Annotated in this window: 18 protein-coding genes; 14 read left to right on the forward strand and 4 right to left on the reverse strand. The window is 58.3% G+C overall.

The window, feature by feature from the left end; translation table 11 throughout:
- Nucleotides 1-28 precede the first annotated feature (28 nt).
- A complete protein-coding gene (locus EJL02_RS14155; RefSeq protein ID WP_164510340.1) occupies nt 29-181 on the reverse strand; it encodes a hypothetical protein in 153 nt (50 codons plus the stop codon).
- Nucleotides 178-990, reverse strand: a complete 813-nt coding sequence (gene proB, locus EJL02_RS07630) for a glutamate 5-kinase (protein ID WP_125115818.1) — start codon at nt 988-990, stop codon at nt 178-180. The genes EJL02_RS14155 and proB overlap by 4 nt, the downstream gene beginning before the upstream one ends.
- A gap of 258 nt (nt 991-1,248) precedes the next feature.
- On the opposite strand from proB, the gene EJL02_RS07635 reads away from it, so the two are divergent.
- From EJL02_RS07635 to EJL02_RS07700, 14 genes are all read left to right on the forward strand, one after another.
- Nucleotides 1,249-1,560, forward strand: a complete 312-nt coding sequence (locus EJL02_RS07635) for a cell division protein ZapA (RefSeq protein ID WP_164510341.1) — start codon at nt 1,249-1,251, stop codon at nt 1,558-1,560.
- Nucleotides 1,557-3,587 (forward strand): U32 family peptidase, encoded by a 2,031-nt coding sequence (locus tag EJL02_RS07640; RefSeq protein ID WP_125115820.1) that lies wholly within the window; start codon nt 1,557-1,559, stop codon nt 3,585-3,587. Before EJL02_RS07635 ends, EJL02_RS07640 begins: the two co-directional genes overlap by 4 nt.
- Nucleotides 3,587-4,177: a Maf family protein gene (locus EJL02_RS07645; protein WP_125115821.1), complete on the forward strand. Its 591-nt coding sequence runs from the start codon at nt 3,587-3,589 to the stop codon at nt 4,175-4,177. The genes EJL02_RS07640 and EJL02_RS07645 overlap by 1 nt, the downstream gene beginning before the upstream one ends.
- Nucleotides 4,178-4,214: 37 nt before the next feature.
- A complete protein-coding gene (gene mreC, locus EJL02_RS07650) occupies nt 4,215-5,042 on the forward strand; it encodes a rod shape-determining protein MreC (RefSeq protein ID WP_164510342.1) in 828 nt (275 codons plus the stop codon).
- A 4-nt stretch (nt 5,043-5,046) separates the two neighbouring features.
- The gene (gene mreD / locus EJL02_RS07655; protein WP_125115823.1) at nt 5,047-5,556 is read left to right on the forward strand and encodes a rod shape-determining protein MreD; all 510 of its coding nucleotides are present in this window, start codon (nt 5,047-5,049) and stop codon (nt 5,554-5,556) included.
- Nucleotides 5,557-5,577: 21 nt separating this feature from the next.
- Complete coding sequence (locus EJL02_RS07660; protein WP_125115824.1) at nt 5,578-7,878, forward strand: penicillin-binding transpeptidase domain-containing protein; 2,301 nt, start codon at nt 5,578-5,580, stop codon at nt 7,876-7,878.
- 100 nt (nt 7,879-7,978) lie between these two features.
- Nucleotides 7,979-8,722 (forward strand): nucleotide-binding protein, encoded by a 744-nt coding sequence (locus EJL02_RS07665; protein ID WP_125115825.1) that lies wholly within the window; start codon nt 7,979-7,981, stop codon nt 8,720-8,722.
- A 126-nt stretch (nt 8,723-8,848) separates the two neighbouring features.
- Nucleotides 8,849-9,259 (forward strand): methylglyoxal synthase, encoded by a 411-nt coding sequence (locus EJL02_RS07670; protein WP_125115826.1) that lies wholly within the window; start codon nt 8,849-8,851, stop codon nt 9,257-9,259.
- A gap of 78 nt (nt 9,260-9,337) precedes the next feature.
- Nucleotides 9,338-10,696 (forward strand): histidine--tRNA ligase, encoded by a 1,359-nt coding sequence (hisS, locus tag EJL02_RS07675; protein ID WP_125115827.1) that lies wholly within the window; start codon nt 9,338-9,340, stop codon nt 10,694-10,696.
- Nucleotides 10,697-10,718: 22 nt separating this feature from the next.
- A complete protein-coding gene (locus EJL02_RS07680; protein ID WP_125115828.1) occupies nt 10,719-10,925 on the forward strand; it encodes a hypothetical protein in 207 nt (68 codons plus the stop codon).
- A gap of 5 nt (nt 10,926-10,930) precedes the next feature.
- Entirely contained in the window at nt 10,931-12,742 is a 1,812-nt protein-coding gene (gene aspS, locus EJL02_RS07685) for an aspartate--tRNA ligase (protein WP_125115829.1), read from the forward strand.
- A 68-nt stretch (nt 12,743-12,810) separates the two neighbouring features.
- Entirely contained in the window at nt 12,811-14,754 is a 1,944-nt protein-coding gene (locus EJL02_RS07690; protein ID WP_125115830.1) for an LTA synthase family protein, read from the forward strand.
- Between the two features lie 415 nt (nt 14,755-15,169).
- A complete protein-coding gene (locus EJL02_RS07695) occupies nt 15,170-16,894 on the forward strand; it encodes a solute:sodium symporter family transporter (protein ID WP_125115831.1) in 1,725 nt (574 codons plus the stop codon).
- Between the two features lie 123 nt (nt 16,895-17,017).
- Entirely contained in the window at nt 17,018-17,422 is a 405-nt protein-coding gene (locus EJL02_RS07700; protein ID WP_125115832.1) for a VOC family protein, read from the forward strand.
- A gap of 107 nt (nt 17,423-17,529) precedes the next feature.
- On the opposite strand, the gene iolD is transcribed toward EJL02_RS07700, so the two are convergent.
- Complete coding sequence (iolD, locus tag EJL02_RS07705) at nt 17,530-19,491, reverse strand: 3D-(3,5/4)-trihydroxycyclohexane-1,2-dione acylhydrolase (decyclizing) (protein ID WP_125115948.1); 1,962 nt, start codon at nt 19,489-19,491, stop codon at nt 17,530-17,532.
- Between the two features lie 77 nt (nt 19,492-19,568).
- Complete coding sequence (locus EJL02_RS07710; RefSeq protein WP_125115833.1) at nt 19,569-20,375, reverse strand: 5-deoxy-glucuronate isomerase; 807 nt, start codon at nt 20,373-20,375, stop codon at nt 19,569-19,571.
- Nucleotides 20,376-20,531 lie beyond the last annotated feature (156 nt).

The raw sequence follows: 20,531 nt of genomic DNA on the forward strand, positions 1-20,531 counted from the left end.
GAAAAAATGGTTGCAGGATGGCGTAAAATCAGCCCAGCCAGCCGTTGCAGTACGCCTGTACGCCCAGGAATGCGCCGATGGCCGCGCCGATGAGCGCCGCGGCGACCTGTGCCTTGGAGAACACGCGCAGATTGCCGCTGCAAAGCACATCGGTCAACCGGTGAAAATGGAATTTTGTCATACGTGTTCTTCCTCCTCCCGTGCAAACAGCGTGCCGACCGGCCTGCCGTCTACGATGTCATATAAAATGTCGTCCTTGTCGCCGTTGGCCACCAGCATCGGGATGCCGGCGTCCATGCAAAGCTCGGCGGCGGTGATCTTGGTGGCCATGCCGCCCGTGCCGTGGGCCGAGCCTGCGCCGCCCGCCATGCGGCGGATCTTGGCGTCGATCTTGGTCACATGACCGATCAGCTTGGCCTGCGGGTTTTTGCGCGGGTCGGAATCATACAGTCCGTCGATATCCGAGAAGATGACCAGCAGATCCGCGTCGCACATGCGCGCAACCACGGCGGAAAGCGTGTCGTTATCGCCGAAGTTTTCGATGTGCTTAAGCTCTGCGGTGGCGACCGTGTCGTTTTCGTTGACGATCGGCACAACGCCCGTGCGCATGAGCGCGGTGAACGTGTTGTGGATGTTTTCGCGCTGGTCGTCGTCGATGATGTTTTCGCGCGTCAGCAGGATCTGGGCGACGTTGATGCCGTATTCCAGAAACATCTTGTCGTAAATATGCATCAGCTCGCACTGGCCGACCGCTGCGGCGGCCTGTTTCATGGCAAGTTCCCTAGGGCGTCCGCCCAGCCCGAGCTTGGCCGCGCCCACGCCTACTGCGCCCGAGGAGACGAGCACCATATCGAACCCGCGGTTTTGCAGGTCGCTGATCGTGCGCACGAGCCGTTCGATGCGGCGGATGTTGAGCTTGCCGTTTTCGTATGTCAGCGTCGAGGTACCCACCTTGACCACGATGCGGCGGACCTCGTTGATGTGCAGCATAGTTTTCCCCCAATGACTGTCCGGCATCTCGTCCGGACGGAATAATTCAGTCTTATTTTAGCACAGTGCAGCGCACCGTACAAGGAAAACAAAAATCTTTTACAAATTCGCGTCCCGGCATCGCTTTGTACAAAAAACCGCAGGCCGAACGCCCATCTTTGCACAGATTTTGTGTTCCAAAAGGGGATGGGTTGTGGTATACTATATTTTATCAAATTATGCCTTTTGAACGACTATTTTGCGAAAGGAAGGATTTGCATGGCAAACCGAGTGACCATACAGATCGCAGGACAGCGATATACCATGCTGGCGGAGGAATCTGTGGAATATATGAACGAGGTGGCGGAGCTGGCGCAGCAGACCATCGCGGAGTGCGGCGGTTCGGCGGCTTTCGCGTCCACGCGGGCGCTTGCGCTGGCGACAGTCAACCTCGCCGACGAATATATCAAGGCGAAAACGGCGGCCGAAGCTGCCGAGGCCAAGTGCCGCGCGCTGGAGGCGGAGAACACCGCCCTGCGGCAGCAGGTCAATCGCAACAGCGGGAACCACCCGGGGAACCGCCGCAAATGAGTAACGTAGAACTGCTGGCCCCTGCCGGTTCGCCGGAAGGGGTGCGCGCGGCCGTGCAGTCGGGCGCGGGCGCGGTGTATATGGGCTTCGGCACGTTCAACGCGCGCCGCAACGCGCAGGGCTTTTCGGCCGATGAAATGGCGGACGCGATCGCGTACTGCCGGGCGCGCGGGGTCAAGACCAACATCACGCTCAATATCCTGACCGGCGACCGCGAACTGGACGCGGCGCTTCGCGACGCGAAATTCTTGTATGAGGCGGGCGCGGATGCGCTGATCGTGCAGGATTTGGGTCTGGCGCGCCTGATCCATGCGCACGCGCCGGATTTTGCGCTGCATGCCTCCACCCAGATGACCATTCACACGCTGGACGGCGCAAAGCAGGCGCGCGACCTCGGCTTTTCGCGCGTTGTGCTCAGCCGTGAGTGCACGCGGGACGAGGTGCGCCTGATCACCGAGCAAGCGGGCGTGGAAACCGAGGTGTTTGTGCACGGCGCGCTGTGCATGTGTTATTCCGGGCAGTGCTATCTGTCCGCGGTCATCGGGCAGCGCTCGGGCAACCGCGGTCTGTGCGCGCAGCCCTGCCGCCTGCCGTATGACGGCGGCTATCCGCTCTCGCTCAAGGATCTGGCGCTGGCCGGGCATGTGGCGGAGCTGGCCGACCTCGGCGTGTCCTCGCTCAAGATCGAGGGCCGCATGAAGCGGCCGGAATACACCGCGATCGTGACCCAAATTTACGCTGATCTGCTGCGCGAGCATCGGAACCCGACGCCGGAGGAACGCGACACGCTGCGGCGTGTCTTTTCGCGCGACGGGTTCACCGACGGCTATTACACCGGCAAAAAGGGCGACCGCATGTTCGGCACCAAGACCGATGTGCCGCTGCACGAGGTGCAGGCGCTGTACGACGAGGCGGCGCATCGTTTTGCCGAGGGCAAGGAAGCGCCGCTCGTGCCGGTTTCGCTGTGCTTTACCGCGCGCGAGGATACGGGCGCGGTGCTCAGTGCGGACGGCGTTTCGTCCGCGGCGCCGGTCGAGCAGGCGCGTACCCGGCCGACCACGCCGGAGATGGTGGAAAAGTCGCTGCGCAAAACAGGCGGCACACCGTTTTATATCAAAAACTTACGCATTGAGATCGAGGACGGCCTTGCGCTGCCCGCGTCTGTGATCAACGGCATGCGGCGCGATGCGCTTGCTCTGCTGCTGGCCAAGCGTGCGGCGCCGCCGTCGCGCGACTGGCTGGAAGGTGCGCTGCTCGAGCGGGACGACGACAGCCGTCCGCGCACTGGCTTCTGCGGGTATACGGCGTCCGTGCGCACCCGCGCGCAGGCGGATGCGCTGCGTGGGCTGGGGCTGGAAACCATCTATGTCCCGCTGGACGTTGCCGCACAGACCGGCCTGCCGGCCGTGCTACCGCGCGTCTTTTCGGATGCGGAGCAGCCCGAGATCGAGATGCTGCTGGGCGAGGCCATGAGCCGCGGCACAAAAACCGTGCTGGCGGGCAACCTCGGCCATATCGCCATGGCGCGGCGGTTGGGCTTTGCCGTGCACGGCGACTTCGGCCTGAACGCGTTCAACAGCAAAACCCTGTATGCGCTGGCTGAACTGGGTGTGCAGCGGCAGACGCTGTCGTTTGAAGCGCGTCTGGCGCAGATCCGCGATATGCGCGGGCCGCTGGAAACCGAAATGATCGTCTACGGCCATCTGCCGCTGATGATTTTTGAAAACTGCGCGATCCGCCGTCAGCACGGCGGCAAGTGCAGCTGCAAGGATGGGATCACCTATCTGACCGACCGGCGCGGCGAGCGCTTTGCACTGCTGCCCGAGTACGGCTGCCGCAATACGCTTTTGGGCAACCGCCCGCTGTGCCTGCGGGAGAATGTGGTGCGCCTTGGCGTACAGACCGCGCGGCTGCTGTTTACGATCGAAACGCCGGAGGAGTGCGCGCGCATTGCCTGCGCGTTCCTCGAGGGCAACCCCATGGAAGGGGAATTCACCAACGGACTGTACAAAAGAGGAGTCGAATAATGCAAATCGTTCTGGCGTCCGGCTCGCCGCGCAGGCGCGAGCTGCTGGCGCTGATCACCGAGGAATTTACCGTCTGTCCGGCGGATGCGGATGAAACGCTGCGTCCCGGCGCGCCGCTTTCGGAGGAGGTCGTGCGCCTGTCCCTGCTTAAAGCGCAGGCAGCGCAGCGGCTGCATCCCGAGGCCGTGTGCATCGGGTCGGACACGATGGTCACGATAGACGGCCTGCCGCTGGGCAAACCGGCGGATGCGGCGCAGGCGGCGGATATGCTGCGCCGTTTGCGTGGCCGCACACACGAGGTGCTGACCGGGCTGGCCGTGCTGCCGCCCGAAGGTGACGCGCGCACGCTGTGTACCCGCACGCGTGTTTCGTTCCGTAACTTTGCGGAGGACGAGCTCGCGGCCTATCTTGCCACGGGCGAGCCGCTGGACAAAGCGGGCGCGTACGGCATTCAGGGGCACGGCGCGCTGCTCATCGAGGGCATTGAGGGAGATTATTACAGCGTGATGGGCCTGCCGGTGGCGGGGCTGCATGTGATTTTGCGGCAGCTGGCGCGGGAAATGCCCGACAGCCAGCGCTGTATGGAATAATGAAAGGAGTTTAGGATTCTTGCGAAGACGTAACAGAGTGGGATCCCGTTTTGTGGTCGGCGTAGCGATCGTGATCTTGCTGTGCATCCTGTCCGCGCTGTACAGCGGCGTGACCGGCAACCCGTCTCCGATAACGCGGGCGGTCAGCTTTGTGACCACGCCTGTGCAGCGGCTGGCTTCCGGCGTGACCGGGGCACTGGGGAAGGGCTTGGGCTACTTTACCGAGTTTGACAACCTCAAGGCGGAAAACGAGGAGCTGAAAAAGCAGATCCGCGATATGGAGCAGACTGTGCGCGACGCGGAACTGGTCATTGAGGAGAACAATCAGCTGCGCGCGGCGGCAGGCCAGCCCGAACGCACGCGCGAGCTGACGACCATCAACGCCGAGGTCATTGCCCGCAACCCGGGCGACTGGGCGATGACGCTCAGCCTGGACAAGGGCTCGTCCCACGGCGTGGGAGAGGGAGATCTGGTCACGACGGTGGACGGCATGGTCGGCTACGTCAGCGAGGTGTATTCCAACACCTGTGAGGTCACGACCGTGATCGATGTGGAGATGCAATGCGGTGCGCTGATTACCCGCACGCGCGAAACCGCGATTGCCGAAGGCAATTACGACCTGATGGCGGAAGGCAACCTGCGCTTGAGCTACCTGACCGAGGATTCCAGCGTGGTCATCGGCGACACGGTGGAAACATCCGGCCGTGGCGGCCTGTTCCCCAAGGGCATCATGATCGGCACGGTCGAAAGCGTGCTGCCGGAGGAAAACGGCATTTCCTATTATGCGGTTATCAAGCCGTTTGTGGACGTGGATACGGTATCGAGCGTTTCCATCGTCACCGACTTTACGGATACTACGGAGTGAGCACATGCAGAGAGAACAATTATCCATTCCTAAGATCCTGCTGTACATTCTGATCGCGCTGCTGATCTATGTGCTGCAAACCAGCCTGTTCGGCACCTGGTCGATCCGCGGCTACCATCTGGATCTGCTGCCCGCGCTGGTCGCAGCGGCGGCGCTGCTGGACGGCCCGGTGGAAGGCGTGATCATCGGTATCACAGTGGGTCTGTTTTACGATCTGGGCTTTATCGGCATCGACGGCCTGTATCCGCTGTTCTTCCTGATTTTCGGCTTTATTGCCGGGGAGATGAGCCGCCTGACGCTCAGTGGAAGCTATGTTTCCATGGTGCTGATGACGGCGTTCGAAATGATCGTGCTCGGACTGCTGCGGTATTTCTCCTATCTGCTGCCGCAGGCCGGCGCCTCGTTCGGTCTGGTGCTGCGCCAGATCATCGGCGGAACGCTGCTCGCTTGTCTGTTTTGTTTCATCGTTTACTGGCCGATGCAGAAGATCAGCCGGAAGTTCGCCAACCGATGAGAAGCGAAAAGAGGAACCCCTATGGTAAATAAATCACAACTGCTGCGCCGTCTGCTCGTGCTGTGCTGCATGCTGCTGCTGTGCGTGGGATTGGCAGGCGGACAGCTGGTCCAGCTGCAGCTGATCAACGGAGAAAGCTATGTGCGCCGTTCGGCGAGCTTTTTGACGACAACGTCCACTGTTTCGGCGGCCCGCGGTGAGATTCTCGACCGGTATGGCCGCGCGATGGTGACCAACCAGACCGGTTTTTCGCTGGTGCTGATCTATTCCTCCTTCTGGGAGGATAAGGAGGACCGCTTTGAGATCCTGTTGGATCTGGCCAATCGCGTCAAGGCGGACGGGACGACAACCGCGTCCGGAACCGATGCCGGGGACGGCACTGAAGACACTACGGAAGACGGAACCGAAACGAATACGACGGATAACAGCGATTCCGCGGTGCTCAATGACACCATGCCCATTACGGATACGGCGCCGTACGAGTTTGTGGGAGAATCGGGCGATTCCGAACGCAAGGCGCTGTCGGATTACATCAAGGACAGTGCGGACACGCTCGGTTTGCAGGCGGTGAAGGACGCGAAGGCAGCGGCCAGCACGGCCAATGAGCAAAATCCGAAGTATGATGCGGACGGCAACACGATCGATCAGGTCGCGGCGCTGGACGCGACGACCATTATCTCTGCGTCCGATTTCATCAGTGCGATGCGCACCTATATGGAAAACAACCTGGGCATGCCGACCGGCCTGTCCGACGCGGACGCACGCACGCTTGTCGGCCTGTATTACAGCATGCGCCGCGTGAATTTCAGCAATAATGCGACCTTTACGCTGGCGGACAACGTGTCCATGGATCTGATTGCTTACATCAAGGAACATCATCAGCAATATGAAGGCGTGGATGTGCAGAGCGAAGCGATCCGTAAGTACGACACCACCTATGCCGCACACCTGCTGGGCACGGTGGGTCCGATGTGGCAGACCGAGTGGGAAGGCACCGACCATGGCGGCCCGTACAAGGATAAAGCGGGCTACACCATGAACGACACGATCGGTAAGACCGGTTTGGAGGCGGCGCTCGAGAGCTACCTGCATGGTACGGCCGGCTCGCGTACGGTGGAGACCGATCTCGGCGGCGACAGCGTCACTGACCATACTAACTCGTATGCACCGCAGCCGGGCGATAACGTCATCACGACCATTGATCTGGAACTGCAGGGCGTTGCCGAGCGGTCGCTGGCCAATTATGTTTCCGGCTATGGCCGCGGCGGCGCGGCGGTCGCGCTCGATCCGGATACGGGTGAAGTGCTGGTTATGGCGTCCTATCCGACCTATGATCTGGAAAACTACAACAAGAACTATGATGCAATCTCCAGCGACTCGAGAAGTCCGGAACTGAACCGCGCGACCAGCGGTCTGTATCCGCCCGGTTCGACCTTTAAGGTGCTTACCGCGATCGCGGCGCTGGAGGAAGGCATCATTGATGCGAACACCACCTTTACCTGCGACGGCACGTTTGAATACGGCGGTCAGAAGTTTACCTGTAAGAATCATGAGCAGCCGATGACGCTGGATGTCACGCAGGCGATCAAATATTCCTGCAACGTGTTTTTCTACAATGTCGGCCAGCGGCTGACCGGTGCGCATCTGGAACAGTGGTGCGATAAATTCGGCCTCGGCAATGTGACCGGCATTGAGATCGGCGAAAGCGCCGGTCAGGCGGCCGGCCCGACCGAACGCGATGCCAACCGCAAAAATGATCCTACACTGCGCGAGTGGCAGGGCGGCGACGATGTCAACGCGGCGATCGGCCAGTCGGATAACCTGTTCACCCCCTTGCAGCTGGCAAACTATATGGCCGCTGTGGTCAACGGCGGTACGCTGTACAAGCCGACGCTGGTCAAGAGCATCAAAACCTACGATTATTCCGACGTGGTCGAGGAAGAACAGCCCGAAGTGTTGGGTACGATCGAATTTTCGGACGCCACGCGCGCCCTCGTCATGCAGGGCATGAGCGAGGTTACCGCAGAGGGCGGTACCGCGGCGACCACCTTTGCCGATTACCCGATCAAGGTCGGCGGCAAGACCGGTTCGGCGGAAATGACCGAATATAAGGACGGCGTGGAAATCAACTATACGAACGGCCTGTTTGTTGCCTTCGCGCCGTTTGACGATCCGGAAATCGTCATTTGCGTGGTCGGCGAGGGCGCAGGACACGGTTCTGCGGTCGCGCCGGTCGTGCGTGATATTCTGGATGCGTATTTTGCCGAGGAAGAGCCGGATACGGTCGAGTCCGTGCAGGACGAAAACACGATGGTTCCTTGACAGAATGTGTCAGTGCAATAAAATATTTGCACAAATGCTTGTAAATTAACGGCTCGTAGTTTATAATACAATATATAAGTTTTTCTATTTCGGAGGCGGTATGTTGAAGGTGATTCTGGTCGCGTCCGGTAAGGGCGGCACAGGGAAAACCTCCTTTACTGCGGGCGTGGGCGCTGCGTTGGCGCAGCTTGGCCACCGCGTGCTCCTGATCGACGGCGACTGCGGCCTTCGGAATCTGGATATCGTGCTGGGCATGTCGGACAGAGTGGTCTATTCCTTTGCCGATGTGGCGGGCGGCGCTGTGCCGCTCGGAGACGCCATGGCGCGGCATCCGGAGTATCAGACCCTGTACTTACTCACGGCGCCGGTGGCCTTGCCTGCGCTCAGCGAGCGCGGCATGGAACAACTGGCCGTACAGGCGGAGGAAGCCGGTTTTGATTATCTGTTGATTGACGGCCCCGCGGGCCTGCCGGCGGAGCTTTCTTTTCTGGCGCATATTGCCACCCAGGCGGTTGTCGTCACGGCGACCGACCGTGCCTGCATCCGCGGCGCGGAGCGGTGCGCGCGCAAGCTGGAAGAGGAATATTGCATCCAGCGTATCCGCATGGTGCTCAACCGGGTGCGTCCGCAGCTCATCTGCCGCGGCAAATCAGGCAATATCGACGACGCGATGGACGAAGCGGGGCTTCCGCTTTTGGGCGTTGTGCCGGAGGATGTGGATCTGATCTCCTGCGGAAACAGTGGGAAAAGCATTCTGTCCGTCAAACATTCCGGTGCGGCACGCGCGTTTCACAACATTGCGCGCCGGCTGGATGGCGAGCGGGTCCCGCTGCTTCGCATCTGATACAAACAGCATTTGACACAGCAAAGCATCTTTTCTGTTAAACATCATAAGCCAAGCAGGTTGTTTGACGCAAAATGAGAGTGGAAACAGCATATATGTGGTATTTGGAAAGGGGATGTTTCGGAAATGAACATAGCGCTTATTGCGCACGACCGGAAAAAAGAGCTGATGGTTCAGTTCTGTATGGCGTATTGTGGTATTCTGGCAAAGCATGATATTTGTGCAACCGGCACAACAGGCAAATTTGTGGAAGAAGCAACCGGACTGAAAATCGATAAATGTCTGGCGGGCATGCAGGGCGGCGAAGAGCAGATTGCATCCCGTGTCGCTTACAATGAGATCGACCTTGTTCTGTTTTTCCGCGATCCGATGTCCAACTCCCAGTACGAGCCGGATGTGCACGCCATTGCACGGCTTTGCGATATGCATAACATTCCGATCGCAACCAACTCCGCAACGGCCGAAATGCTCATCCTTGGCCTCGACCGCGGTGATCTGGATTGGCGTAACATTGTCAATCCCAAGAATAAAAAATAATCGACAGCAAGCAATGCACCGGATGGGCAGAGGGGCCTATTCGGTGCAATCGTCTGTCTTGAGGAGAATCAAAATACTATGGAAAAAGTGAAACCCAGAACCCTGTCCGGCTTTATGGAACTGCTGCCCGCACCGCAGGTGCAGATGGAACGCATCATGCAGGTGCTGCGCGAAACCTATGCGCTGTACGGCTTCTATCCGCTGGACACACCGCTGATCGAGTCCTCTGAGGTGCTGCTGGCCAAGGGCGGCGGCGAGACCGAGAAGCAGATCTACCGCTTCACCAAGGGCGACAGCGACCTGTCGCTGCGTTTTGACCTGACGGTGCCGCTGGCCAAGTACGTCGCGCAGCATTACGGCGAGCTGACCTTCCCGTTCCGTCGTTTCCAGATCGGCAAGGTCTACCGCGGCGAGCGCGCGCAGCGCGGCCGTTTCCGCGAGTTCTATCAGGCGGATATCGACGTCATCGGCGACGGCAAGCTGGACATCATCAACGAGGCCGAGGTGCCGAGCATCATCTATAAAACCTTCACTTCGCTGGGGCTTGAGCGTTTCAAGATCCGCATCAACAACCGCAAGGTATTAAACGGCTTTTTCGCCATCCTCGGCCTGACCGAACAGGCGGGCGATGTGATGCGTACGATCGATAAGCTGGAGAAGATCGGTGCGGAAAAGGTCAAGGCCATTCTGGTCGAGGATTTCGGCGTGGCGGACGCTGTGGCGGACGAACTGCTGGCCTTCATCCAGACGCCGGGCGGCACGGAGGGCATTCTGGCCGCGCTGGACGGTTACAAGGGCAAGAACGAGGTGTTCGATCAGGGCGCGGACGAGTTGCGCACGGTTGCGCAGTACATGACCGCATTCGGCGTGCCGGCGGATCATTTCGAGATCGACCTGACGATCGCGCGCGGCCTGGACTACTACACCGGCACGGTGTATGAGACCGCGATGCTCGACCACCCGGAGATCGGTTCGATCTGCTCGGGCGGTCGGTATGACAACCTGGCAGAGTATTACACGGACAAGCAGCTGCCGGGCGTGGGCATTTCGATCGGCCTGACCCGTCTGTTCTATGTGCTGGGCGAGCAGGGCTACCTGAACGACAGCATGAACAAGGCGCCCGCCGATGTGCTCATCCTGCCGATGACCGACGATATGGGCGCGGCGATTGCACTGGCGACCAGCCTGCGCGAGGCGGGCATCCGCACGCAGTTGTACAGCGAACAGAAAAAGTTCAAGCACAAGATCGGTTATGCCGACAAGCTGGGCATCCCGTATGTCATCTTCCTCGGTGAGGATGAAATTAAGGAAAATGTGATCGCGGTCAAGGATATGGACTCGGGCGAGCAGGTCAAGGTCTCGCTCGCGGACGCAATCGCCCGCATCCGGGACGGTCTGGCTGCCAAGAATCAGGGCAAGGTCATCTGCGACAAGTAAATATGGGAGAGGGGAATCGGCTATGAAGGACAATGCGCAATTCATTTGGAGTTGTACGAAATTTCTCGCCTGTATCCTGTGCATGCTGAGTTCGGCTGTCTGGTGGATCATCGGTTTTGTGATCCTGGGCTATGTAGCTATCGTGCTCGGCCTGCTGTTTGCATTGCTCACCTATGTGACGGATATTTCCCCTGTAATAAAGCAAGAAAATTCAGAGAATAAGGACTGATAAACATGAATAACACATCCATTGCGGGCATGAAGCGCACGCATATGTGCGGCGATCTGCGCCTGGCCGACGCGGGTCAGGAAGTCACGGTCAACGGTTGGGTGGATCGCGTGCGCGATAACGGCGGCGTGCTGTTCCTGCTCGTGCGCGACCGCGCGGGCATCGTGCAGTGCACGTTTGACAAGTCGGTCAACGCCGACCTGTTCAACATCGCCTTTACCTGCCGCACCGAATTTGTGGTTGCGGTGCGCGGCAAGCTGGTGGCGCGCGACGAGGCCGCGATCAATAAGAAGATGCCGACCGGCGAGGTCGAGATCATTGCCGAGGATATCCGCATTCTGTCCAAGGCGGAGACGACTCCGTTCGAGATCGACGACACCAAGGAAGTCGGTGATCAGGTGCGCCTGAAGTACCGCTATCTGGACCTGCGCCGTCCGTCCATGCAGAAGAACCTGATGCTGCGCCACCGCGTCACGCAGGTGGCCCGCAACTACTTTGATGAGCAGGGCTTCATCGAGATCGAGACTCCGATGCTGACCAAGTCCACACCTGAGGGCGCGCGCGACTACCTCGTGCCCAGCCGCGTGCATCCGGGCAAGTTCTATGCGCTGCCGCAGTCCCCGCAGCAGTACAAGCAGCTGCTCATGCTGGCGGGCATGGATCGCTATATCCAGATCACCCGCTGCTTCCGCGACGAGGACCTGCGTGCTGACCGTCAGCCTGAGTTCACCCAGATCGACCTGGAGATGAGCTTTGTTGAGCAGGACGATGTCATTGCAGTCAACGAAGGCTTTTTGAAGCGCGTGTTTAAGGAAGTGCTGGATATCGACATCCAGCTGCCGCTGCCGCGCCTGACCTGGCGCGAGGCGATGGATCGCTTCGGTTCGGACAAGCCGGATACACGTTTCGGCTTTGAGATCAAGGATATTTCGGATATCGCGGCAAACTGCGGTTTTGGCGTGTTCAAGGGCGCGATCGAAGCCGGCGGCACCGTGCGTCTGATTAACATCAACGGCTACGCGGACAAGTTCCCGCGCAAGGAGATCGACAAGCTGGCCGATTTCGTCAAGACTTACCGCGCCAAGGGCCTGCCGTGGATGAAGGTCGCGGCTGACGGCACGATGACCTCCTCTTTTGCCAAGTTCCTTTCTGAGGAGGAGATCGCGGCCATCAAGGAACGCGCCGACATGCACGAAAACGACGTGCTGTTCGTTGTGGCGGACGCTTCCGAGCAGACCGCGCTGGTATCGCTCGGCGCGCTGCGCTGCGAGCTGGCCAAGCGCCTCGGCCTTGCCAAGAAGGACGATTTCAAGCTCCTGTGGGTCACCGAGTTCCCGCAGTTCGAGTACAGCGAGGAAGAAAACCGTCTGGTTGCGATGCACCATCCGTTCACCGCGCCGATGGACGAGGATATCCCGCTGCTGGACACCGACCCGGCCAAGGTGCGCGCCAAGGCGTATGACATCATCCTCAACGGCTGCGAGCTGGGCGGCGGTTCGATCCGTATCCACGATCCCGAACTCCAGACCAAGATGTTCGAAGCGCTCGGCTTTACCGAAGAGCGCGCCAAGGAGCAGTTTGGCCATCTGATCACCGCGTTCTCGTATGGTGCGCCCCCGCACGGCGGCCTGGCGTACGGCCTGGACCGTCTGTGCATGCTGCTGGCGGGTCTGGATTCCATCCGCGACGTGATCGCGTTCCCCAAGGTGCAGAACGCATCCGATCTGATGATGAATTGCCCGGATGTGGTAGACGCCAAGCAGCTTGACGACCTGTCCATCGCGGTGACCCGCGTGGAGAAGGACACGGAAGCGTAAAACAAGCAGAAAAGCCGCTGCGGCAGGCCCGTAGCGGCTTTCCCGTTTTGCAAAGGAGACAGGCTAACGTGCACCCCAAATGTAAAGAACAAGCAAAAAGCAGGAAAATTTTAAGTTATATCGTCAACGCCGTGCTGGCGCTGGTGCTGATCTATGCGGCGGTGTATCTGCTGCGCAAGGGCACGATTTTTTACCGGCCGGAAAGCCAGAAGCCGCTGGGGGTGTTGGCGGCGCTGCCCTTTTTGCTGCGTCCGCGCAGACGGGCGACCGGGCCGGAATTGGCGATCCATGATATTCTGGTGCTGCTGTCGGCCAGTTCGTTTGCGCTGCTGCTGACCGAGTTTGTGGTCAAGGGCGGCATCATCGTCGGCAATACGGCCATCTGGCAGGGATATGTGTACCATGCGGCGATTTTCGGTCTGATTTATGTATTTGCCGGCAGCATCCGCTGGACCACCTGCATCGGCATGGGCGTGACCCTGCTGTATGCGCTGATCGACCATTATGTAACCGTGTTCCGCGGCACACCGGTGCTGCTGAGCGATATTTTTGCCATCGGAACGGCAAAAAACGTGGCGGCGAATTATTCTGTGCCGATCGAGTTTTCCGTGCTGGTCACCGTGGGAATTGCGGTGCTGTTCTGCTTCGCCGTGTGGCGGATGCGCCGCAGGGCGACGCCGCGCCGCTGGCAGTTCCTCACCTGCTCGCTGCTGCTGTGCTGCTGGCTGTATGGGCTTCGGCTCGCGGGCAACAGCTTTGGCTTCTGGCAGGGCAATCTGGAGTACAGCGAGTGGTACTATTTCTGCCGCACGGCGGGCAACGCCATTGTGGAGCAGCCGACAGGCTATTCGGCGGAGGCGCTAAGCGAGATCACGGAGGAATACAGCGGTGAGCAGGGTGAAACGCGACCCAACATCATCATGGTGATGAATGAGTCGTTTGCGGATCTGAAGGACGTCGGCGCGTTTGAGACCAATGAGGATTATCTGCCGTTCCTGCATTCGCTCGCGGGGCGGGAGAATACGATTACGGGCGACCTTCTGGTTTCGACCTTTGGCGGCGGCACCGCTACCACCGAGTTTGAGGTGCTGACGGGGGACACGATGGCATTCTTACCGTTCGGTTGCTCACCGTACCAGATGTACGTCAAGAGCGCGACGCCGGGGGTGGTGTCCGGTCTGTCGGAGCAGGGCTACCAGACGGTTTCGCTGCACCCATACCGCGCTACGTCGTGGAATCGCCAGCAGGTGTATGAACGGTTTGGGTTTGTAACTCAGCTGTATGAGGGCGATTTTTCATCGGATGCGGAACGTCTGCGCAGCTTCATCAGCGACAGCGAGGATTATCGCAAGATCATCGAGGTCTATGAAAACAAGCCGGCGGATACACCGCTGTTCCTGTTCAACGTGACCATGCAGAACCATGGCGGATATGTGCCGGATGATACGGACAATTTCGAGCAGACGATCTGGCTGACGGGGGAATACGAGGGGAAATATCCGGAAGTGGACGAGTACCTTTCGCTTGCAAGGCGCAGCGATGATGCCATCAAAGAACTGATCGACTATTTTTCGTCGGTGGATGAGCCGACGGCGATCATTTTCTTCGGCGATCACCAGCCGAATGTGCCGAGCGCGTTCTATGACGATCTGTTCGGCAACACGGACGCCAACCGCAGCCGGGAAGAGAAGCAGAAGAAGATGGTCACACCGTTCTTCATTTGGGCCAACTACGATATTGCCGAGCAGACCGATGTGCAGATCAGCGCCAATTACCTGACGGCGTTCGCGCTGGATGCGCTGGGATGCTCCACCTCGGGATACGATCAGCTGCGCCTGTCCGTGCGGGAGCAGATCCCGCGCATTAATAATTACGGGTACTACATGCAGGATGGCAGCTGGTATGACTCGGAAACCGCAGAGGAATGTGAGACGCTGGATGCATATCAGATGATGCAGTATGCGCAGCTGTTCGACACAAAAAAACGAGACGATTCCTGGTATCAACCATGAGGAAAACGGCGCTCCACGCTTTGCGTGGAGCGCCGTTTTTGTGCAAAATGGAGAGAACTAAAATGGTGGGTTTTGAGTATGAAAATGATGATAAAATGAGTAAATTGTTGTAAAAAAGGAAAAATATTAGTTCAATTTAGACAAAAAGGTTTTGCTGTTTATGTGCAATCAAACAAAGTGCTGGAAAAAACTTAAAAAAGTTTTGCCAAGATAGGAACATAGTGTTAAAATGGATGACGGACATAGGAGGAGCAGCGAGTGCACACTTCAGGATCTTCGGTGAAAACTGGCGATCTGTTTTTTTATGGTGTTTGCGTGCGCGCGCCCGCAAAATCGGTTCCATCTTGCTGGGGAGTGTATGGGATGGAATTCCTCCGACCCAGGAAAGAAAGAAAAACAAGAAGGGGAGAAAAGCATGCAGTTTTTTAATTCCTTGGCGTTCACCGCGATCACCTTCGTGGCATTCACGGCGCTCGTCGCGATCATCTCCTGGTGGAAAACCCGTGGAGATAATCTGGATACGCAGGACGGCTACTATCTGGCCGGCCGCGGTCTGACCGGCCCGGTTATTGCCGGTTCTCTGCTGATGACCAACCTGTCTGCTGAACAGCTGGTCGGCAACAATGGTCAGGCGGTTCGTGTTGGTATGAGTACGATGGGCTGGGAAGTTACCTCGGCCATCGCGCTGGTTATTCTGGCGTTCGTGCTGATGCCGAAGTACTTACAGACCGGTCTGACGACCGTACCGCAGTTCTTTGAGGAGCGCTATGACGCGGGCAGCCGCCGTCTGGTTTCGATCATCGTACTGCTGAGCTATGTTGTCATCATGCTGCCGAATATCCTGTATGCCGGCGCAGAAGTGTTTGTTAACATCTTCGGCCTGGACAAGGTGCTTGGTATTTCTTATTTCGCAGCCATCGCCATTGTGTGTGTTGCGACCGCAATTGTCGGTTCGATTTACGCAATTTTCGGCGGCCTGAAGGCGATTGCACTGTCCGACTCGATCAACGGTCTGGGCCTGATCGTCGGCGGTCTGCTGGTGCCGATTTTCGGCCTGATGTTCCTGTCCGGCCAGCTGGGCGGCGACGGCAGCTTTATGGACGGCTTTGACAAGTTCCTGCACACCGATCCGGCTTACCTGAACTCCATCAACGAATATAACTCGCCCGAGCCGTGGCTTCCGTGGCCGCTGCTGCTGACCGGTCTGCTGGTCAACAACATGTACTACTGGGCGACCAACCAGTCCATCATTCAGCGTACCTTCGGTGCAAAGAACCTGAAGGAAGCACAGAAGGGCGCGGTATTCGCGGGCTTCCTTAAGATCATGACGCCGCTGATCATCGTTGTGCCGGGCGTTATCTGCGCGCTGGCTTATCCGGGTCAGGATTGGGGCAACGGCAACTCGGCTTACCCGATGCTGGTTTCCCAGGTTATGCCGAAGCCGGTACTGGGCTTCTTTGCGGCCGTTATGTTCGGCGCCATCCTTTCTTCGTTCAACTCGGTGCTGAACTCCGCATCCACCATTTACGCACTGGATATTCACCGTCCGATCTTCAACCCGACCGCGTCCGATGCGCACATGGTTAAGGTTGGCCAGAATTTCGGTACGATCGTTGCAATCGTTTCTACTATCATGAGCCCGTTCATGCTGTACATGACCGGTATTACCACGTTTGTTAACTCCGCTTTCGCGGCGTTCAACACGCCGATCTTCGTCTGCCTGCTGTGCGGCTTCTTCTGGAAGAAGGTTCCGTCCATCGCAGCCAAGATCGTCATTCCGGTGCACGTTGTGCTGTACTTCCTGCTGCAGTTCGTCCTGCGTGACATCATCCCGGCGCTGAACGATATCCACTATCTGTACTTCACCGCGATCCTGTTCGTGTTCGACATGCTGCTGATGTGGGTCATCGTCAAGAAGAACCCGCGTCCGGAGGACTTCGTGCTGCACGATGCCAAGGCAGTCGATATGACGCCGTGGAAAAACGGCAAGATCTGGGCGACCATTACGCTGCTGATCATGGTTGCGGCGTATATCATCTTCTCGCCCCTTGGCTTCGGCAAGAGCGATACTTCTACCTTTGAGCGCTATCAGGCAAACCAGGCTTCGGCTTCGGCGGTTACCGAAATGGTGCAGGAATAAAAAGGTACTTATCATAAAAAAGGGCTGCCCGTTGGGGCGGCCCTTTTTGTCGTTTACAGCGGGAAAGCGCTTTGCAGTGCTGCACGGATATGGTAAAATAGAATAACAAGGAGGTTGACTGACATGAAGGAATTGTATAAGGGCTTGGGCCATGTCGCGATCTACACGGCGGACATGGAAGAGAGCATTGCGTTTTATGAAAAGATCGGCGGCAGCGTCTACAAGCGGGACGGCGTCGCGACGCCGACAGGGGAGAAGAAGTTGGCGCTGGTGGAGTTCGGCGGCTTCCTGCTGGAGCTGATCGAGCCGCCTGCGGGCGAGCTGGTGCCGGCAGGAGAGGGCAGCATCCCGCACTTTGCGGTCTATGTGGACGATCTGGACAAGGCGGCTGCTGCAATCAAGGAGGCCGGTGTGATCTCGTTTATGACGCCGGAGAAAAAGGTGCTGCCGGATACCTTCGGCGGCCTGCAGAACTGGTTCTTCACCGGCCCGTCCGGGGAGCAGATCGAGCTGCTGCAAATGCTTTGAGGATGGATAGCTGTGCAGCGCACGGCAATCCTCGAGTGAAAAACGCAAAAGAAAAGAGCGCCTTCGGGTTTCCCGAAGGCGCTCTTTGTTGAGAAGAGGAGAGAGTATTAATAGTGACGAGCTTCGTACAGGTGATCTTCGATCGCCTTGCGCGCAGCCTGCACTTCCGGCTTGGTAGAAACTTCCGGTACACCAACACGCCACCAGTTCTCGTAGCCCTTGGACATGGTCTTGGGCAGAACCTTCATGTCGATGACGGTGGAAACCGTCTGCTTCTTGGCGTCCTCGATGGCAGCCTTGAGCTCATCCATGGTCTTGACGGTGTAGGTCTTGCAGCCGTAAGCCGCGCCGATTGCCGCATAGTCTACCTGGATGACCTTGCCCTTGTAAATGCCGTTGGTCACGCCCGGCTCGAGCATGTTCTTCTCGGTGCAGATGCAGGCGTTGCCCTGGCCAACCTCGAGGTTGTTGATGCAGCCGAAGGAAGCGTTATCAAACAGCATGACGTTGATCTTCTTGCCGATCTGAACGGAAGTGATCAGCTCGGAGTGCAGCATATCGAACGAACCGTCGCCGCACATTGCGTAAACTTCCTTGTCCGGGCAAGCGAGCTTCGCGCCCAGAGCAGAAGCGATTTCGTAACCCATGCAGGAGTAGCCGTACTCCATGTGATAGGTGTTGATCTTGCGTGCACGCCACATGCCCTGCATGTCGCCCGGCAGCGAACCAGCCGCTGCGCAAACGATGGCATCGTCATCAATCAGGTGGTTGATCGTGCCGAGAACCGCGGTCTGGCACAGCTTGCAGCCGGTGTCCTCGATGTACTTCTCAACGCATTCGCGGTTTGCGTCGTTGATTTCCGGAATGAAGGAATCCTTGTCGGTGTAAGTGCAGTGATCCAGACGATCAACCTCGTCGAACCACTCCTTGCGGTAAGCCGCAATCGTCTTGGCATACTCTTCGTCGGTGTGGTAGCCGATCTTCTTGAGCTCTTCGCCGATGGCGGTCAGTGCCTCGTTGGCGTCAGCCACAACCGGGGTAGCGTCCATCTTGTATGCCTGGAACTCGGACGGGTTGATGTTGACGAACTTGGCGTCCGTGCGGTACAGCCACTTGGAAGCGGTGGTGAAGTCGGTGTAGCGGGTGCCGACGCCGATGACAACGTCCGCCTCGTGTGCCAGCTTGTTGGCCGCGATGCCGCCGGTGGTGCCCAGACCGCCGAGGTTGAGCTCGTGGGTCCATTCAACCGCGCTCTTGCCCGCCTGGGTCTCGCCGAAGGCAATGCCGAAGTCCTCAGCGAACTTCTTGAATACCTTGTGCGCTTCTGCGTAGCGTACGCCGCCGCCGCAGATCAGGAGCGGCTTCTTTGCGGTCTTGATGACCTCAACGGCCTTCTCGAGTGCATACTTGGTGATCGGACGACGGTCGATGCGCCATACGCGCTTCTTGAAGAAGTCAACCGGGTAGTCGTAAGCTTCTGCCTGTACATCCTGCGGCAGGGAGATCGCAACCGCGCCGGTGTTGGCGGTATCGGTCAGCACGCGCATCGCGGAGATCATGTCGGTCATAACCTGCTCCGGACGGTTGATGCGGCCCCAGTACTTGGTGACAGCCTGGAACGCGTCGTGTGCGGAAATGGTCAGGTTCTGCGGCTGCTCCATCTGCTGGAGAACCGGGTCAGGCTGACGGGAAGCGTAAATATCGCCCGGCAGGATCAGAACCGGAATGTTGTTGGCGGTAGCGGTCGCAGCAGCGGTTACCATGTTGCATGCGCCGGGGCCGACAGAAGAGGTAGCAGCAAAGATCTGCTTGCGGCGCATCTGCTTGGCATAGCCGACAGCAGCCAGCGCCATGCCCTGCTCGTTCTTGCCCTGATAGACAACCATGTCCTTCAGTTCCTGCTCAACGCCGTTGGCAAAGCCGACAACGTTGCCGTGGCCGGGCAGCATGAAGATGCCCTTGACGAACTTGTGCTCCTGCTCGTTGCCATCCATGTCAATGTAGCTGACATACTGGTTCTCGAGGAAGCGGACGAGTGCCTGAGAAGCGGTCAGGCGTACAGTTTCCATATGCTTCATAGGTTTTGTTTCCTCCTAAAAAGAATTCTCTTTCTTCTTTAATCTAAGCCGATCGGCGAAGCAGCTGATCAGTTGCCGGTCGGGCAGTGCCAGATGTGATCGTTGGCATCGTCCGCGAGCAGCCACAGATGCTCCTCGTCGTCGATACGGGTCTTGTCCCACGGATTGCCCGGCAGATGACGGATGCCCCAAGCGTAGCAGCAGGAGTAGCCCGGTGCGGTGACCTGAGAATGCATCTTGTCGGTGATGATAGCCAGACCGTTGTGGTGAGTCTCGTAGATCTCGCCGTTGCCCCAGCCAGCGCCGAAGCCCATCGGCTTGTCATAGCGGTAGAAGTAGCACTCCGGCTGCGGATGATGATGCGGCGGATAGCTCGACCACTTGCCCGGCAGGTTGACAACTTCGCCCAGCACCATGTTGGAGTAGGGGGCGTTGTCCAGATCGAAGCAGGTGCGCACGTCGCGCTTGATGCAGCCCATCAGTTCGCCCTGATTGCCGCGCGCCCAAGTGTCGGTGTCTTCCGGCTTATACATCTTGTTCGGGAAGGTCTTTTCGTTGATGGTCTTCTGGATATAGATATTGCAGGGACCGTGCGCGGTGATCTTCACCTTGGTGCCCTTGCAGACATGCAGGCAGGACGGGTTGTAATCGAACGGATTGGGACGGTCTACGTCGTAGGTCTGGTCATCCCACTCGAAGGTGCACTTGCCGTCGAATACGAGCGCAGCCAGTTCCTTTTCCGGCTCCTCGAAGGAGTAGGTGTCGCCATCCTCCATGACGAGCAGGGCAACGTCCATCATGGCATCCTTGCCGATGCCTTCGTCCAGACGGATATACTCGTTGTATCCGCGCTTGACTTGCTTATCAATGTACATAACTGTTTCCCTCCAAAAAAAGATTTTTTTGGTACAGCGTCCGGCGGTTGGGCCGGGCGGTTGGCGGTCAGCCGTACAGGGCTGTCCAACTCTTATTATAACATGCAGCGCCAAATGCTTTCAACGCATTCCAAGCTGCGGGGGAACTCTTTGGCA

The sequence above is a fragment of the Agathobaculum sp. Marseille-P7918 genome (assembly GCF_900625105.1).
GTDB lineage: Bacteria > Bacillota > Clostridia > Oscillospirales > Butyricicoccaceae > Agathobaculum.

Bases quoted from the DNA above. Each gene is read 5' to 3' on its own strand.
- hisS (WP_125115827.1), top strand. From the start codon at position 9,338: ATGGAAAAAGTGAAACCCAGAACCCTGTCCGGCTTTATGGAACTGCTG.
- iolD (WP_125115948.1), bottom strand. From the start codon at position 19,491: ATGGAAACTGTACGCCTGACCGCTTCTCAGGCACTCGTCCGCTTCCTC.
- mreD (WP_125115823.1), top strand. From the start codon at position 5,047: ATGCAGAGAGAACAATTATCCATTCCTAAGATCCTGCTGTACATTCTG.
- EJL02_RS07695 (WP_125115831.1), top strand. From the start codon at position 15,170: ATGCAGTTTTTTAATTCCTTGGCGTTCACCGCGATCACCTTCGTGGCA.
- EJL02_RS07680 (WP_125115828.1), top strand. From the start codon at position 10,719: ATGAAGGACAATGCGCAATTCATTTGGAGTTGTACGAAATTTCTCGCC.
- EJL02_RS07700 (WP_125115832.1), top strand. From the start codon at position 17,018: ATGAAGGAATTGTATAAGGGCTTGGGCCATGTCGCGATCTACACGGCG.
- EJL02_RS07710 (WP_125115833.1), bottom strand. From the start codon at position 20,375: ATGTACATTGATAAGCAAGTCAAGCGCGGATACAACGAGTATATCCGT.
- EJL02_RS07645 (WP_125115821.1), top strand. From the start codon at position 3,587: ATGCAAATCGTTCTGGCGTCCGGCTCGCCGCGCAGGCGCGAGCTGCTG.
- proB (WP_125115818.1), bottom strand. From the start codon at position 990: ATGCTGCACATCAACGAGGTCCGCCGCATCGTGGTCAAGGTGGGTACC.
- EJL02_RS07640 (WP_125115820.1), top strand. From the start codon at position 1,557: ATGAGTAACGTAGAACTGCTGGCCCCTGCCGGTTCGCCGGAAGGGGTG.
- EJL02_RS07660 (WP_125115824.1), top strand. From the start codon at position 5,578: ATGGTAAATAAATCACAACTGCTGCGCCGTCTGCTCGTGCTGTGCTGC.
- EJL02_RS14155 (WP_164510340.1), bottom strand. From the start codon at position 181: ATGACAAAATTCCATTTTCACCGGTTGACCGATGTGCTTTGCAGCGGC.
- aspS (WP_125115829.1), top strand. From the start codon at position 10,931: ATGAATAACACATCCATTGCGGGCATGAAGCGCACGCATATGTGCGGC.
- EJL02_RS07665 (WP_125115825.1), top strand. From the start codon at position 7,979: ATGTTGAAGGTGATTCTGGTCGCGTCCGGTAAGGGCGGCACAGGGAAA.
- EJL02_RS07670 (WP_125115826.1), top strand. From the start codon at position 8,849: ATGAACATAGCGCTTATTGCGCACGACCGGAAAAAAGAGCTGATGGTT.
- EJL02_RS07635 (WP_164510341.1), top strand. From the start codon at position 1,249: ATGGCAAACCGAGTGACCATACAGATCGCAGGACAGCGATATACCATG.